13 protein-coding genes are annotated in these 17,239 nt (G+C 45.9%); 4 read left to right on the top strand and 9 right to left on the bottom strand.

All coding sequences use genetic code 11. From position 1 onward, the window contains the following. Positions 1-405 precede the first annotated feature (405 nt). Positions 406-1,185 (bottom strand): hypothetical protein, encoded by a 780-nt coding sequence (locus tag BIZ37_RS24395; protein WP_187463721.1) that lies wholly within the window; start codon positions 1,183-1,185, stop codon positions 406-408. Between the two features lie 516 nt (positions 1,186-1,701). Between BIZ37_RS24395 and BIZ37_RS24390 the strand changes: the two genes are divergently transcribed. Further along, positions 1,702-2,484, top strand: coding sequence for a nitroreductase family protein (locus BIZ37_RS24390; protein WP_187463720.1), 783 nt, complete (start codon positions 1,702-1,704; stop codon positions 2,482-2,484). Positions 2,485-2,570: 86 nt separating this feature from the next. On the opposite strand, the gene traF is transcribed toward BIZ37_RS24390, so the two are convergent. The 3 genes from traF to xylB all read right to left on the bottom strand — a co-directional run bounded on the left by traF (position 2,571) and on the right by xylB (position 6,742). Continuing rightward, positions 2,571-3,710 carry a conjugal transfer protein TraF gene (traF, locus tag BIZ37_RS24385; protein ID WP_222939813.1) on the bottom strand — a complete coding sequence of 380 codons (1,140 nt, stop codon included), beginning with the start codon at positions 3,708-3,710 and terminating at the stop codon, positions 2,571-2,573. 262 nt (positions 3,711-3,972) lie between these two features. Then, a complete protein-coding gene (locus tag BIZ37_RS24380) occupies positions 3,973-4,959 on the bottom strand; it encodes an aldo/keto reductase (RefSeq protein WP_222939812.1) in 987 nt (328 codons plus the stop codon). A gap of 331 nt (positions 4,960-5,290) precedes the next feature. After that, positions 5,291-6,742 carry a xylulokinase gene (gene xylB / locus BIZ37_RS24375; protein WP_187463718.1) on the bottom strand — a complete coding sequence of 484 codons (1,452 nt, stop codon included), beginning with the start codon at positions 6,740-6,742 and terminating at the stop codon, positions 5,291-5,293. 189 nt (positions 6,743-6,931) lie between these two features. On the opposite strand from xylB, the gene BIZ37_RS24370 reads away from it, so the two are divergent. Further along, positions 6,932-8,107, top strand: a complete 1,176-nt coding sequence (locus BIZ37_RS24370) for a DNA-binding transcriptional regulator (RefSeq protein WP_187463717.1) — start codon at positions 6,932-6,934, stop codon at positions 8,105-8,107. Positions 8,108-8,199: 92 nt separating this feature from the next. On the opposite strand, the gene BIZ37_RS24365 is transcribed toward BIZ37_RS24370, so the two are convergent. From BIZ37_RS24365 to BIZ37_RS24350, 4 genes are all read right to left on the bottom strand, one after another. Further along, entirely contained in the window at positions 8,200-9,342 is a 1,143-nt protein-coding gene (locus BIZ37_RS24365; protein ID WP_187463716.1) for an ABC transporter ATP-binding protein, read from the bottom strand. A gap of 29 nt (positions 9,343-9,371) precedes the next feature. Continuing rightward, positions 9,372-10,205, bottom strand: a complete 834-nt coding sequence (locus tag BIZ37_RS24360) for a carbohydrate ABC transporter permease (RefSeq protein WP_222939811.1) — start codon at positions 10,203-10,205, stop codon at positions 9,372-9,374. 4 nt (positions 10,206-10,209) lie between these two features. Next, positions 10,210-11,148 carry a carbohydrate ABC transporter permease gene (locus tag BIZ37_RS24355; RefSeq protein ID WP_187463715.1) on the bottom strand — a complete coding sequence of 313 codons (939 nt, stop codon included), beginning with the start codon at positions 11,146-11,148 and terminating at the stop codon, positions 10,210-10,212. Positions 11,149-11,246: 98 nt separating this feature from the next. Then, positions 11,247-12,515, bottom strand: a complete 1,269-nt coding sequence (locus tag BIZ37_RS24350) for an extracellular solute-binding protein (RefSeq protein WP_187463714.1) — start codon at positions 12,513-12,515, stop codon at positions 11,247-11,249. A gap of 449 nt (positions 12,516-12,964) precedes the next feature. Between BIZ37_RS24350 and BIZ37_RS24345 the strand changes: the two genes are divergently transcribed. Together BIZ37_RS24345 and BIZ37_RS24340 are read left to right on the top strand one after the other, a co-directional pair. Next, on the top strand, positions 12,965-14,275 hold the full coding sequence (locus tag BIZ37_RS24345; RefSeq protein ID WP_187463713.1) for a carbohydrate porin: 1,311 nt from the start codon (positions 12,965-12,967) through the stop codon (positions 14,273-14,275). A 239-nt stretch (positions 14,276-14,514) separates the two neighbouring features. Then, a complete protein-coding gene (locus tag BIZ37_RS24340; protein ID WP_187463712.1) occupies positions 14,515-15,675 on the top strand; it encodes an iron-containing alcohol dehydrogenase in 1,161 nt (386 codons plus the stop codon). 58 nt (positions 15,676-15,733) lie between these two features. Here BIZ37_RS24340 and BIZ37_RS24335 read toward each other — a convergent pair whose 3' ends face one another. Next, positions 15,734-17,224, bottom strand: coding sequence for an L-fucose/L-arabinose isomerase family protein (locus tag BIZ37_RS24335; protein ID WP_187463711.1), 1,491 nt, complete (start codon positions 17,222-17,224; stop codon positions 15,734-15,736). Between the last annotated feature and the right edge of the window lie 15 nt (positions 17,225-17,239).

The raw sequence follows: 17,239 nt of genomic DNA, 5'->3' as shown, positions 1-17,239 counted from the left end.
AGATCAGTATGCGCTTTTGATTAGTAAGGTCAAGCGGATTATAAATTTAATCTCAAATCGAAAATCTATGAATAATTATCTAAGAAAATGCCAATTTATATTTGGTTAATTTTTTAATCTTATCTTTCCTTTGATCAATTTTGTCTTAGTATTCCAGTATCTTATCTACATCTCCATTCTGCTTTTCACCTTGGGTTTTATCATTCATTCATGAATTCTCTCTCAACTTGTTGATTTTAAGTAGCAGTTATGATTTTAATTATTCACTTGAACCTTTGTTTAGTTACGTGTTGTTAACCTATAATCAAGCTTAACAAGCTATTTCATCATATAATAAGATTGAGGTTTTTATTGACAAACCAAAGGGGCAGTAGCGCCCCTTATAATTTATCTTCACCCTAACTGCTAGGGATTGCTCCCTATCTCAAAAATAGCAGACATCACCACATTAGACTTAATGAATGTGGTAACTAAAACATCGTCTACGAAACTATCTTCTTCCGGCGTTTTAATAGTGACGGCAAAGCCACTGTATTCACCCTCAAGAATAATATCGCTACAGTTTGTGGCAATAGCTTTGGGTATAAAATAATAAAAATCTTTATACACAAGCTCACCTTCTATACGACAAGCCCCAAAGGCAACAAACGTACCATCCTCTTCAATTTGTATATCAGTCATTTTCTCGCCAGGTATTCTTGTATGAAAACCTTCGATATCATTAAGGCTTCTTGATGGCGAAGTTCTTTTTAATAGATCTGGATATACAATTTCATCCTCGTTATTAACAATATGAAGAGCTATGCTATCTCCAGCATTGTTGTAATATGCCCCCAATGATTCTTCAGGAAGGTCCTGTACACCTGACAGCGGGTCTTCCGCCCATGATAACCCAGTAGAAAGGAATTCACCTTTATCAAAGGTACCTATATGTGTATACCCCACAAGTCCTGACTCTGAGTAATCACCGAAAATTAAGGGTATTTGTGAACGTTCGGAGTCAACTATTAAGTAAGATGCTGTCTCTTCCTTAATGTACAGTCCATTGCCAATAAAAGTTTCTTCTTGTGAACCAGAACCTGAATTAGTGCCATTACCTGACCCATCACTAAAACCACCGCCAGAATCACCACCACAACCAAACAAACCTAAGACAACTACGCCTAAAACAAAAACCTTATTCATTCCCTTGCACCCTTATACTTCTAGTTTAATAGAATACTCAGTAACGCATTGTTTACATTTAAATGATGGGATACTTACCACCATATGTATTGGTTTTTAATGTGATGATGATCATTTTTCCTACCGAAAACTGACAATATTTTTGCATAACATTTGGAATGCAGTTAATAAGAATTAACTGTATTTTTATGCTTCCAGTAATTTTTATTACCACCAACTAACAGACGCAATGCAATTAAATGGGATGGCAATTAAAATTAATATTGTTAATTTAGTGTATTTTTCGTGCTACATCTTTCAGATTGAAATCGCTTTGCGTGAATTACGTAAAAAATAACTACAGTAAAGGCGTTATTTTTGCTTATTCGCTCAATGTCTAAAGAAAAAAATTCATCAACTTTTGAACAATATGTATTTAAAGTCCTCTTACAAAATGGCCCTTTTTCCATTAAATTATCCGTACCAAGCATCACCAGGTGCTTGTTTTGTTTTTCCATCACGCTGTAAGGACACACTGTGGATATTCTCTCTCATCTTCACTCGCACCGCTCTATTCGCCAATATACCGATCAATCGATAAACGATGATGTACTTAATGAGGTCCTACAAGCTGGGATAAGGGCATCATCTTCCGGCAACATGCAGTCATATTCCATCATTGTGACTAAAGACAAGGCCCGCCGAGAGTCGTTGTTCGAACCGCATATGCAGCAGAATATGGTAGTTGATGCCCCAGTATTGCTCACCTTTTGTGCCGATTTCAGACGAATGAAGAAATGGCTGGCGCTAAACGACGCCAAACCCAACTTTGACAATTTCATGAGCTTCATGATTGCCGCTATTGATGCAACATTAGTGTCGCAAAATGTCGCTATTGCCGCCGAAGCCAAGGGATTGGGGCTTTGCTATATGGGTTCAACGTTGGCTAACTGTGACAAAATCGGTGAGATTTTAGAACTCCCACCAGGTGTCGTCCCCGTGGTCGGCTACTCTTTGGGATACGCAGATGAAACACCGGAAACCAGAGATCGCCTCCCGCTGGATGGTTTGGTTCACAACGAAACCTACCACGACCATAGTGATGAAGAAATTCAAGCCATCTATCACCAGCGTGAAACTGATGGCTGGAACCGTTATATGTCATACCCCGAGCTAAAAGCAAAAATCGAAGCATCTGATGTTCAGAACCTGGCGCAGATCTACACCAGCCTGAAATATACCCGTGAATCCCATATTAGTTTTTCGGAAACCGTGCTTCACTACCTTGAGAAGCAAGGCTTTATGAATCACTCAAAATAATTGAGCTTATGGCTTAAGAAAGGGCATAAAAAAGACGCTTGTTGTCAGTGAAACAAGCGTCTTTCCTTCTAGCTCAGGAGATACTATCAGAAGTGGAACACTAGCTGGGCAGAGGCACCGTAGTTGTCTTCATCACCATACAGTGCGGCAATATCCAAACCAAACTTGCCAAATGGCTTCAGGCCAATACCTGCAGTGATTAAGTCATCAGCATAGTCGGTCATGCTGTGGATATAACCCAAGCGCAGTTGGGCAAAACGCCAAGCATCCGCTTCAAGTCCAATACGGGCAAATTGGGTTTTATACGATTTTTCTTTGAACGGTTGCTTGCTGTTCAAATCAACATCTGCCGCAACAGTAAAGCGGGGGTGATTATAAGCCATCGCTGCGGTGTACTGGGTCTTCACCTCATAAGTTGCTTGGGTACCATTACTGATGTTGGTTTTCAGTGATTGAGAAAAGAGGTTCTGAGCACTTAACCCCAGCATGACATTGCGGCTTAGGGCATAAGCTGCACCCAAATCAGCATTAAATGCAGATTTATCGACGTAATCAGAGCTGAAATCAAAATCATCATCATCGAAACTATCGATATTATCTTGGTAGTTATAAGCCAGAATTTGTTGGAATTTAGGCGAAATGCCAAGGCTGAGGTCGCGATCTAGGAAGATAAACTCTTTAGCAAAAGTAAAACCTATATCGACAGTTCCCCCTACGACACCTTGGGCATTGGAGTTCACGATCTCATGGTTATCTAAATCGTTCTCGTCGATATCCGTGGTTAATATTGCTGTCGCATGAGAGGAAACAAAAAAGTTGGTACTGACAACACGGTTAGGAATCGCAATGACCATACCAATATTAGCATCACCATCAATACGTTCATTATCAAGGTCTAACAGAGCCGCACGCCATTGCTCTTCAAGATCTGGATTAGCAGCGATCTGATCATTCAAATCCTGGAATGCATCCACCCGATCATGAAGATCATCACCATCATAAACTCGCGCGCCTACTACAGGAAGGATCATACCAAAACGATCATGGGTCTTGTTCTGGGTAGCTAGCGCCGGATTATGAAAACTTGCGGTCAGGTAGTTGGCCGATGCAACGCCAACACCCCCCATCCCTACACTCCTTGTATCGGAAAGCGTATTTGAAGCCGCTGCTGAGAGCGACAAAAAGGCCATTGCTATCCCTGCAGCTGCTCTTTTCATTGTCACCATGTTAATCCCTGAATATTATTTTCATTTTTTCTTTTGAATATTGTGCAATTTAAACATGACGAGGGATGCTGGGGCTAGTCACAATTTTGTTTCAAGTTAATAAACAGTGATGGGAGTAGCATATCCGCAAATCCATACATTCCCCTTTGATCTATAAAGCAACAACTCTATTGCTTGGCGGAGAGCATCCTTTTCGTTTAACTCAAAGAAAAATGCCGAGATAAATTCTCGGCATTAGCATACTGAATTGTTAATGAAATCCTCAAACCGGAACAACGCGGTCATTCAGTAATAAAGCGATCTCGGCTAACTGGTCTTGGGCCAACGCCCCCTTTTCCATCGCCTCAGCATTCAGCGTGATCTGCTCAACCGTTCTAAAGCCTGGAATAGGAATATTATTTGGGCTCACCGCCCATAGCCACGCAAGCGCGCCTTGCGTCAAAGTCCGTCCGTTGCTGGTTAAGATGTCGCGGATCGCATCCAAACGGGCTACAAGCTCTGGTGCAGCCTTGCCGTCTTTGAAATACGTCAGCCAATCGGGTGATACTTTACGAATATCACTGTCACTCAGCGCTAACCCCGAGCTATATTTTCCACTTAATAGCCCCATTGCCAATGGCCCTCGATTTATTGCTGCCAAACGATGATTCTCGCACAGCGTGGTCATTGCCAAATTAGGGTTAAAGACATTCTGTTCAAACTGGATCGCGGCGCAATCAGGACTTTGGGCAAAGCACTCGGCTCTGTCGGTAAGATCTGTACTCCAACCAAAAGCATTGATTTTGCCTTCTTGCACCAGTTCATCCATGGTGTCACGCACTACAAGTGCTTCTTCTATCGGTAAGTCACCAATATGAAGAAACAGGATATCCAAGTAATCTGTGCCCAAGCGCTGCAAACTCTTAGCAAGCATTTGCCTTATTTCATTCGGCTTTGAAAAGGCACCCAGTACCTGCTTGGTATCTACATCGCAATCAAAGCCAAACTTGCTCGATAACACAACTTGATCGCGTCTTCCGGCAATAGCCTTGCCAAGAACGACTTCGCTGTGACCGGCTCCGTAGATATTTGCCGTATCGATAAAATTGACACCGGCATCTAGCCCGGCATGAATGGCCCTGATCGACTCCTTGTCGTCGACCTGCCCCCAGCCCAGCGGCTTATCCCCTTCCCAGAATGGCCCGCCTATTGCCCAACATCCCATGCCAAGCGGGCTGACTAGTGCTTTACCTAAAATCCTTTTCTGCAATTTTAACTCCTTGATGAAAACATCACTTGGTGGTTCAAGTGGCGTTTTTTTCGTGAAATATGGTTGACTCTGGAACGGCCCCAGACACCAAGATAAGCCTCAAAGGCCAAGGCCTAATTTCCAATATCATTTATCAAAAGGATAATCTTAATGAGTGCTAAATCTATCGCTATTACTGTTGCTATTATTGCTGCCGCCATCTTTATTATTTTCTAAATCGACAGCCACATTTAGCAAAGCCCACCAGAGTTTATCTCCGTCTCTCTGGGCCCCTTTTAATGAGTGCGCTACCTGACGGGTTCAGGTAGCGCACTGTCTTTGGTTCTGGGGGTTAGAACATGCCTTTTAAACGGCGGTACAACTGTTGATATTTCTCACGCTTGGCACTGTAATTCGCATGTTTTACCAAATCCGGTTTGTGCACTTGCACTAGTCCTGGCACTGGGCAGATATCAGATAGTACCGCTTTGTCTGCCACACCCAAGTGAGCTAAGCGAGCTGCACCCAATGCAGGGCCAACATCGCCACCAGCTCTGTAGGTCAATGCCTTACCGAAGATATCAGCTAGCATCTGACGCCAGTAAGCGCTGCGAGCACCTCCGCCAATCAATGAGATTTCCTCTGGGACCAACTCTGTTGCATGCAAAGCATCCAGACCGTCAGCAAAGGCAAAACCCACACCTTCCAGAACTGCCTTGCCCAAATCAGCACGCTTGGTAGTATGCGTCATACCAAAGAATACGCCTTTCGCTGTTGGGTCATTATGTGGTGTACGTTCACCAGATAGGTATGGCAGGAAGATAACGTCTGACTCTTCAGATGCATGCTCGGCAACCTCTTCTAGCAATGCCGGTACACTCTCGGCATGAGTTAGCTCTGCTACCCAAGCCAAACATGAGGCTGCACTCAAAATCACAGACATAGAATGCCAAGTGCCCGGTAGTGCATGGCAGAAGCTGTGAAGAGCCGATTCTGGGTTGGCAAGGAATCCGTCACTGACCGCAAAGTAAACACCTGAAGTACCCAATGAAATCATAGCTTGACCCGGTTGGGTAATACCTACCCCGATAGCACCGGCTGCATTATCACCAGCACCAGCCACAACAGGTACGCAAGGCATGCCCCAGCGCTGGGCAAGCTCTGGAGACAAAGTACCTGTTACATCTGAACCCTCGAACAGCTCAGGCATGTGATGGCGGGTTAAACCTGTTGCCGCCAATAGTTCATCACTCCAGTCACGCTTGGCAACATCCAACCACAATGTCCCGGCAGAGTCAGACATGTCAGAAGCGAAGTCGCCTGTTAGGCAATAGCGTAGGTAATCTTTTGGCAGTAATACCTTATCGATTTTGGCAAAACACTCAGGTTCGTAACGTTGCAGCCACTTCAGCTTAGGCGCGGTAAAGCCCGGCATCATGATATTACCGGTAATATCGCGGCTGTTTGGAACCAGCGTTTCAAGTTCTTCACACTCGGCAAAGCTTCGGCCGTCATTCCACAAAATAGCAGGGCGAAGCACTTCACCAGCATTGTCCAACAATGTCGCACCGTGCATCTGGCCTGATAGGCCGATGGCTCGAACATTGGAAAGCTCGACTTTTTCACGCAGTGCCAAAATGGCTTGATCCGTAGCTTGCCACCAATGCTGTGGGTCTTGCTCGGACCACAAAGGCGCAGGGCGAGATACCGTTAATGGCACCGTTTCGGCACCGACAATAAGACCGCTTTCATCTAGCAGAACCACTTTGACACCGGAGGTTCCCAAATCAATACCGATAAACATGTTGTTTTCCTTCTAAGACATCAAATCACTTTAATGACTCCATGCTGGCGAAACGATGCATTCAGAACAATTATGTTTTTTGTTACCGGATTTCTCTGATTTCACGAGTGAGGGGCACGTCACACAGTGTTCTTTTTACCACTGATAGTATCCGTTTTATGATTTTTAGCAGGAGTTATCATAATCCTCATGAATAAAAGATACCGAATCACATTGCTGTTCAACGCCAACAAAGTTTATGACAGGCAAATCATTGAAGGCATTGGAGAATACCTACAAGCTACTCAATGCGACTGGGATATTTTCCTTGAAGAGGACTTTCTTACCCGCTTGGACAATATCAAGGATTGGGTCGGCGACGGCATCATTGCGGACTTTGATAACCCCGAAATTGCGCATTTCTTATCAGAGCTCAATATCCCTATCATTGGTGTCGGGGGCTCATATCAAAATGAACAGGACTACCCGCAAATCCCGTATGTCGCGACCGATAACCACAGCTTAGTAGAGACCGCTTTCCATCATTTACGTGACAAAGGGTTGGAGAACTTTGCGTTTTACGGCCTACCCGAACACCCGGGGAAACGCTGGGCCAGCGAGCGGGAGAAAGCCTTCAATAAGATCGTCAAAGACGAAGGTTATTACGGCTCCGTTTACCGCGGTAATGAAACCTCCCCGCAGACTTGGCAATACGATATGAACCGCCTTGCTGACTGGCTTCAACGCCTGCCTACACCAACCGGTATTATAGCCGTAACCGATTCCCGTGCTCGTCACCTGCTTCAAGTCTGTGATCACCTCAATTTGATGGTACCTGACAAAATCGCCGTGATCGGTATTGATAACGAAGAACTCGCCCGCTACCTCACCCGCGTGTCACTGAGTTCAGTGGGCCAGGGCTGTAAATCAATGGGCTATCGCGCGGCCAAGTTGCTTCACGGCCAGTTGACCAACCCTCAGGCTACGCCTCCTGCTTCACCAGCAAGGGTGATTATTCCACCGACACAAGTGTTTGAAAGGCAAAGTACAGACTTTCAGGCATTAAAAGATCCTTATGTGATCCAAGCCATGCACTATATTCGCCACAATGCCTGTAAGGGGATCAAGGTTGAACAAGTCTTGAGTTTCGTCGGAGTATCTCGATCCAATCTGGAAGCTCGCTTCAAAGAAGAGCGTGGACATTCGATCCACCAAGAGATCCATAACTCAAAACTTCACCGCGCCTGCCATTTACTGGCCTCGACCGAGCTGCCTATTGTCGAAATTGCCTCGCTGTGTGGCTACCCTTCGTTGCAATACATGTATACGGTATTCAAAAAGAACCTCGATCTGACACCTAAAGACTACCGGGTTAGCAAGCAATAGCGCTTATTCCGATTTTTCTTTCAATGCCCCCAGCTTATGGCTGGGGGCTTTCTTTATTATTGCAGATTAACTTTGCGAGCTAACATTATGAGCTAAGCAAGCGCAACGGTTTGCGGCGTGCTGTCAACTTTATCGATAGCTGTCGCGGTATAGATTGAGCGGCCACTTTCATCGTCAAACAAGTGTAGTTGGGAGCTATCAAGATACAAAGAACGCTCAACCCCTTCCTCGATAAGCTCTGTTGAGGCCGCTTCAACTACCAACTGATAGTCGCCAATTTGGCAGGTTAGCTGAACGGTCGAACCCAATAGTTCTGATTGCACCACTAGCCCCTTCACCTCAACCGGAACCGACAAGGTCGCAGGAGTCAGGTGAATATCACTCGGCCTGATCCCCATTACGACATGCTGACCAAGCTCGATATTCCCCTCAACCTCACCTACTAGCGGGATTTCCTGGCCTTGCAAATCCAACTTCCAACCTTGGCCTTGCTCAAGCGATACCGGTAGCAGGTTCATGGTCGGGCTACCAATAAAGCCTGCAACAAATTTGTTCGCTGGATTATGGTAAATCTCGTATGGCGTGCCCACTTGCTCAACCTTGCCATCACGTAAAATCACGATTCGGTCTGCCAAGGTCATGGCTTCCACCTGATCATGGGTAACATAGATGGTGGTCTTGTTTAGCTTCTTATGCATCGCCTTAATTTCGCTGCGCATAGAATTTCGCAGCTTGGCATCGAGGTTAGAGAGTGGCTCATCGAACAAGAACACTTCAGGCGTGCGTACCATCGCCCGCCCCATCGCTACCCGCTGGCGCTGGCCGCCAGATAGTGCTTTAGGCTTGCGCTCCAGTAGCGGGGTCAATTGCAGCATATCGGCAACAGGCCTAACCTTCTGCTCAATCTCCTTTTTATCAAACCCGCTAAGTTTCAATGCAAATGCAATGTTTTCGTAAACCGTCATATGCGGGTATAACGCGTAGCTTTGGAATACCATCGCGATATCCCTGTCCTTAGGCTCAAGATCGTTAACCACTTTATCGCCAATCATTATTTCACCGCCGGAGATATCTTCAAGGCCAGCAAGCATTCGCAAAGTTGTCGACTTACCACAACCTGATGGTCCCAGAAAGACAATGAACTCACCGTCTTCAATCCTTAGGTTGAAATCCTTCACAATGTGCACATTGCCCGGATAAATCTTATCGATATGTTTAAATTCAACAGACGCCATAATGTTTTCCTTTGTCCTTTAATGTGCACTTAACCTTTGACAGCTCCACCGGTCAGGCCGGCAACAATGTATTTCTGAGCCAATAAGAAGAAAGCAATCGCCGGCGTAATAGTCACCGAGACATATGCCAAAATTTTGTTCCATGCGATACCGTACTCGCCGCGGTACTGCATGATGCCCAATGTCCATGGGTACATTTCATCACTGTTTAACACCAACAACGGCAATAGGTAGTTGTTCCAGCTACCGACCAACACAAACACGCCGACAGTCGCTAAGATCGGTGTCGATAATGGCAAAATGACATGCCAATAAAACCGCATGTAGCTACAGCCATCGACACGTGCCGCATCGAACAATTCTTTCGGCAGTTGCTCAAAGAAGGTGCGGAACAGCAAGATACTAAAGCCCAAACCGAAGGCCACTTGGGGGATCACGATCCCCGGCAAGGTATCCAGCAGCTGGAGATCCCTGATCTTCAAAAACAGCGGCAAGATAGCGGCAGCGGCCGGGAACATCATCCCCATCAAGAAGTAGCTGTACACATAGCGGTAGCCGGCAAATTTGATATGGGAAAAGGTAAATGCGGTCATGGTTCCAACCAGCAAGGTCAGCAATACCGACAAACCTGCAATCACCAATGAGTTTTTCATTAGCCGCCAAATTGAACCATCAGCAAAAATCGCTTGGTAGTGTTCAAACTCCCACTCCATCGGGATACCAAACGGGTTGGTACGAAGCTCCCCCAGACTCTTGAAACCACCAAACAAGGTCGCAACCATGGGAAACAAGACGAACCCAGCCACCAGCATCAAAAATATGATCCGGAGCCATTCCACTCTATTTACTTTTATCATGGTCATTGTTTTAACCCCGCTCTTTCTGGATGGTGTTTTGGTAAGTAAAGGCAAAAATGACACAGGCCAAGAACAGAACGACACCCACCGCACTACCGAAGCCAACGTTCATCCGGGTAATACCGAAGGTATACAAATAGGTCACCAAGGAATGGCTTGAGTGCGAAGGTCCGCCACCGGTAAGCGGCATGATGAGGTCAAAGGTCTGTAATGCGCCAAGGATACTGAAGAAAACCGATACTTTTATCCCAGATATAATAAGGGGAATTTTGACGTGCCTGATGGTTTGCAATCGCGAAGCGCCATCTAGCTTGGCGGCTTCAGTGAGATCTTTGGGAACCCCTTGCAAAGCTGCAATGTAGATCATCATATGGAAACCAAAGTATTTCCACACAATCACCACCAATATCGCGGTAAACGCCCACTCGCGATCGGCCAAGATATACCAAGGTTCAGTGCCAAGGGTTTCCGCCATGCCAGCCATCACCCCGTAATCGCCATCAAATACAAAGCGCCAGATCAGGCCAGCGACCACCTCAGCGAGGATATATGGCAAAAAGAAAATTAACCGGAAGACACTGTTACTCCAGCTTTTCTTGTAAATATTCAGCGCCACAACCAGTGCCAGAGGGAGCTGAATAACCAGTGAGACCACAATGATCTTAAGTGTATTTAACGAAGCTGTTTCAAAAGCGCTGTGCTTGAATAATCGCGTATAATTATCAAAGCCAATAAAATTAGTAGGAACACCGTAGCCGTTCCATTTAAAAAAGCTGTAATACGCCGCTTCGCCCAAAGGTAAAATAACAAATATCGTAAACAATAATAACGCAGGCGGCAGGAATATTATTAATGATAATAACCGATTGCCATGATTATGCTTACTCAGCCAAGCGGAAAAAGAAAAAGGTTCTTTTTTCGGTGGCAAGCTTGCTAACTGCTCGCTCATGATAACTCCATTTACTTAAAATTGGGCAGGACTACCCCAGAGCATAATCCTGCCCTTTATCACAATGACTTATTTCTTATTGAATTAGCCAGCGAAAATTAACGCATTTCCCAAGCTTCTTGCACTTGCTCTGCCGCTTCTTCTGGTGATAAGTCACCCGTCACAATACCCACAGAGATATCGTTAACGACGCCACCGACATCGGCACCTAGCGCCTGGTCGAAAAAAACCTGGTGCCAGCTGGCATTACCAATATTCTGGGCAATTTGTTGTTTGAACGGGTTTTGCAAGCCAGCATCTGCCCCTTTAGCGACAGGAATGATCTGATCAATAGCCGCCAGTTTAGTTTGGCTCTGCTCATTGAGGAAAAACTCCATCCATTTCGCTGATTCAGGTTTTGCGCCTTTGGCAAAAGCAAACCCGTTGATCCCGCCCAGTGTATCTGAGGCATTACCATCAGCCTCTTTCAGTGCCGGGAAGTTCAACCAACCAAGGTCTTTATCCTCAACGCCTTTACCCGATACTGACTGCTGAGCCTGATAGTTATAATCCCAATCGCCCATCAGGTGCATCGCAGCCTTGTGATCACCGAACAAGCCTGCTGCTTCGCCGTAACCCGCAGCCATGAAGCCAGACTGAAACGGTTCCAGTGCTGCTAAACGTTGCAGCTCTTCACCAGCACGGATGAATGGTGCACTGGCAAACGCATCACCTTCATCACGCATCGCCGACTCGAAGCCCTGCTGACCGCCTGCTCGCATTGCCAAGTAGCTCCAATAGAAGTGCATCGGCCACTTGTCCGCCCCACCAACCGCGATAGGGGTAATACCTGATTGTTTCAGCTTATCGATCGCCGCCAGAAAATCATCCCAGCTTTCGATCTCGTCCGCATTCACCCCAGCTTTGGCAAACAACGCCTTGTTGTACCAAAAGCCAACCTGACTCACCATGTAAGGCACACCATATTGATGGTCTTGGTATTTGAAGGCATTCATGCCCGCATCAGACAAGTTAGCCTGCATACCTTTTGAGTAATTACCCATATCCTCTAGCAATCCAGCCTCGGCGCGAACTTGGAAGTTGCCGCCCCCCCAGCTGTAGAACACATCTGGTCGCTGGCGTGACTGCAACAGAGTTGGGAGTTTTGCCTTGAATGCCTCGTTTTCAAGGAACTCAATTTTCACCTCAATGCCCGGATTGGCAGCCTCAAAATCTTGGGCAATTTCATTCCACACACCGAGCACATTCGGATCAGTTTCGATATGTAGCATACGTACAGTGGTATCTGCAAATGCAGCGGATGACAGCATGAGTCCAGCACAGATTGATGTTGCAATATATTTTCCCTTCATATGAGTTTTCAGCATATTTGGGTAACTCCATTTTATTTATTGATAGATTTTAATTTTCTGTTGGCCATTCGCTTAAAGGTACAGAGCACAAATGGTTCACAGTGGAAGACAAATATATTGTTGTAGTGTGATTGAAATTTCGTCAAGGCAACAAATGTGACAGCCATAACAGGTCGTTAACACTAACAAAAAAACGAAATATAAAAATAAAAAAAGATAAAAGAAATCAAATAAACGCTATCAACAAAAATATTTATTACACAAATTACAGAATTTATTATTTAAGTTTATGTTAATTAACATCAGTGATTAACATCACCAAATATTCCAAACCCACGTGACAAACATCACTCAAAATCATTATTCATTCACCTTATAGTTTCCCCTGTCGAATTATTTTGTTTACTGCCAACACTCTGTACACAACCAGAAAACCTATAAAACAATGGAATGGAGCATCATTAATGAAACTATCTGCTGTTACTAAAGCTTTGGCTGCTGTAGGCCTTACTGTTATGTCCATACCTGCCGTACAGGCAGAAGAAGCAACCATGGATTTTGAATTTCATGGCTATGCACGAGCTGGCGTTTTTTCCAGTGCAAGCAACGACTTCACCCAAGTCCCATATGCAGGACAAAAAGAAACCCTAGGCCGCTTAGGTCTAGAAGCTGATGACTTTTGGGAGTTGGCTTTTATGAACCGCTGGGACTGGTCAGAAAGCGATAAGAGCGTGCGCATCAATGCTCGTCTAGGTCAAGATAACCCTAACGGTAATGGCAGTAACGGCTTTGCCAATATCGATGGAAAAGCAACTGGCCTTATTGAAGCTTTTGTTGAGTTTGACGGTGTCACATCCTCTGGCACACTTTGGGGTGGCCAGCGCTACTACGGCCGCGATAACTATATCTTCATGACCGACTTTTTCTATACCGACTACTCTGGTACCGGTGTCGGTGTACAAAACATGGAGCTTGGTAATGGAGCTTGGGATTTTGCCTACATTGCAAGTAACCAGTCTGAAACCTCAAACGACAATGCCAAACTAAATGAAATGCTGCATGCCCTGCATGTCCGTGCCGATTACGGCCAATGGCGAATCGAGGCCTTGGCAAAATACATGGCTGACAATGTCAACGGTGATGAGTATGCGACCAGTGGTGTTGAAGCCAATATCGCCTACAACCCAGAAGGCTTCTTTGCCCTTGGCGAAGGTTTCTCGACTGTCTCGCTACAAACAGGTATGGGTCTGGGCTCAGGAGCGATGCTTGGGCGCACCTTTACCAACTACAACGCTTTTAGCCCAGGCAGCTACGCATTCAGTGGCGATAACCAAGGCGAAATGACCAAAGTCAAAGATGATGACATCTCAGTCCGTATTCAAGCCTACGGTGGCTTGTTTGCCGGTGACTGGTTGTTTTTCCCTGCCGTTGGTTATGAGTACACAGACTACGATGGGATTAACACCATCCGCAGCAGCGATGGAGAAAAAGATTACTCATATTGGTACGCCATGGTTCGCCCTGTCTACACCATGCCGTCAATCGATAACTTTGTGATCGCCTCTGAGTTTGGCTATACCGACAGCTCTATTGCCGATGATGCAACATACAAAGCGACTATTGCGCCTACTTGGACGGTTGATACCGGCTTTGGCCCTGCACCTGAAATCCGCCTACTTGCTACCTATATCCAAGGCTCTGAAGGTGTTTCTGGCGGTAACCCAACCAAAGACAGCGATGTCATCGTTGGTGCCCAAATAGATATGTGGTGGTAATCCACTTTTTCATCCACTCCTGACTCCTGAAAAACTTAACCCCGATGAGTTTGGATGTTCCGGCCTCCCTAGTGGAGGCCTTTTTTATATGAGTGCAAAAACCATCTACATTTAGATCTGGCACGTTCCGCCAGCGCCTTGGCACATTTGGCTACCAATCGTTAGCTTTAAAGCAGGTAGACTCAAATACACTACATGAGAACGATCCCTGATAATCGTTTATCACCCGGAGGGAAGAGATGCTTGATTTCGACTATTACAATCCAACCCATATTGTCTTTGGTCAGAATAGGCTTGAGGAGTTAGATAAGCTTGTTCCACCCAGCGCTAAAGTGATGGTGACATTTGGTGGCCAAAGTGCGAAAAAATTTGGCACGATCGATAACGTAGTTGAAGCGCTAGGACAGCGTGAAGTCATCGAATTTGGAGGTATCGAAGCCAACCCGAAATTTGAAACCTTGATGGAAGCCACCAAGCTCGCCAAACAACATGATGTTGATTTTCTTCTGGCCGTCGGTGGTGGTTCTGTCATGGATGGCACCAAATTTATTGCCCTGGCTGCCAACTATGCCAGTGACGAGCACCAGAATATATTGTTTAACGGATTTACACCTGTTCCGACCGAATCGGCATTGCCCTTGGGCTGTATCGTTACCCTACCGGCCACGGGCTCGGAAATGAACATGGGCGGCGTTGTTACCCTTAATGGTCAAAAAATGGTGTTTATGTCGCCCCTCACCTTCCCGACCTTCTCTTTCTTGGATCCGGATCTAACGCTCACCCTACCCAAAGAGCAGATTGCTAATGGTGTGGCCGATGCCTTTATCCACGTTATAGAGCAATATCTAACGGTTCCGACACAGGCAATGGTACAGGACCGCACCGCAGAAGGGATATTGAAAACTTTACTTGAAATCGGCCCCGTTACCTATCAAGACAACGACGATATTGAAGCTAGGAAGAACTTCATCTGGTCAGCCACCAGTGCCCTTAATGGAACGATTGGCGCTGGCGTTCCCCAGGACTGGTCAACCCACATGATTGGCCATGAGCTTACCGCTTTGTTTGACATTGCCCATGGTCGTACGCTGGCGATTGTCCTGCCGCATCTTCTGCGGGAAAGACGCGATCACAAACGCGACAAATTGATTCAATATGCAGAGCGGGTATGGGATATCCACACTGGCACGGATGATGAAAAGATCACCAAGGCGATAGATAACACCGAAGCCTTTTTTAACTCCCTTGATATTGTCACTCACCTATCTCACTACGGGATTGATGAAGAAGGCATTGAGAAAGTAATTAAAAACCTTGAGAACCTAGGCATGACCGCGCTTTCAGAGAGCGGTGATCTCTCCCTTGATATCGTCAGGAAGATACTCCTTTCAGCTAAGTAACCCCATACAAAGTAGCAGGGAGCCATTCGGCTCCCTTTGTTTATCTTCTCAACCAAACTTAGCCAAGGAAAACACTTGGTATTTCGTTCGGGTAACGCTCTTCTTTCGGTTGGTTGTAATCAATATCCGTCACACCCAGTAGGTCTAGAACTTGATACAGAGTCTTACCAACATGGCCAAATGCAATGCCTGCATGGTGTGGGTAACGCTTCTGAACCAGTACATGGCGGTAGAAACGCTGCATTTCAGGAATAGCAAACACCGCAATTGAGCCAAACGACTCTGGATCGATGTCCAAGATATCGCCCTGTGCCACATAAGAGCGCAGCTTGGTATCTGCCGTAGACTGTAAGCGGAACAAGGTTACCTCACCCGCTTTGATTTGCCCTTCAAGCGTACCACGGGTGATATCAGGGGCTTGGCCTGGCTCCATCAGGCTATGCATGATTTTCTGGAAGCGCAATTGAGAGTTCTTCATGCAACTAGGGGCGGTATTACCACAGTGGAAGCCCATAAACAGATCTTTCTCGGTATAATCACCCAGAGTTTCAGCATTCTTCTCAACCATATCTTTCGGCACGGTATTGTTGATATCCAAAAGGGTTGCTGGGTGGTTAGTCGCACAGGTGATCATATACTCTGATAGGGCGCCGTAGATATCGACTTCACAAGCAACCGGAATACCACGCTCAGCCAAACGTGCATTGACATAACACGGGACGAATCCGAAGAACTTCTCGAATGAAGGCCAGCACTTGTTGGCAAAAATACCAAACGTCGAAGCACCTAGATTATTCTTGTGGAACTCAAGCAGCGCGACTTCATACTGGGCAAGCTTTGGAAGAAGATCCGGGTACGGGTTGTTGTCACCCAGCTCTTTTTCCATATCTTCAATTATGGCTGGAATATCAGGGTGGCCTTCCGCCTGCTGGTAAAGATCCAGCAGATCGAGCTCGCTGTTTTCCATAATTTCGATACCTAGATCAAACAGCGCCTTGATCGGCGCATTACAGGCAACGAAATCATGCGGGCGAGGACCAAAGCTAAAGATCTTCAAGCTTTTTAGACCCAGAATAGTACGGGCTACCGGTACGAAATCTTTGATCATTTCTGCCACTTCATCCGGTGTACCCACGGGGTATGGTGGAATATGAGGGCGAATATTGCGCAGGTTAGCACTGTAAGAGGCATTCAGCATGCCACAGTAAGCATCGCCGCGCATGTCAGCGAGACAAGACGTTGATTCCTCTGCCGCAGAAGCAAACATGACCGAGCCATCAAAGCGCTGTGCCATCTGGGTTAGCGGTCCCTCAGGACCAAAGTTACCCAAATAAATCACCAGAGAGTTGATGCCAAGTTCAGCCGCCTCTTCTAACGCTTTCACCGTATCATTTTCATTTTCGATAATGGTCTGTAGTTCGATGATTTCAACATCTTTTACTGCACAAGATCCAACAACAGCTTTACGGCGCATTTCAGATAGTGAAATAGGAAAACAATCACGACTTACAGCGACAATACCTAATTTCATTTGAGGTATATTAATCATATCATATTCCTGTGT

Source organism: Photobacterium sp. BZF1 (genome assembly GCF_014349205.1).
Lineage (GTDB): Bacteria > Pseudomonadota > Gammaproteobacteria > Enterobacterales > Vibrionaceae > Photobacterium.
The sequence above is the reverse complement of the archived record's forward strand: the minus strand, read 5'-3'. Positions and strand labels throughout refer to the sequence as shown.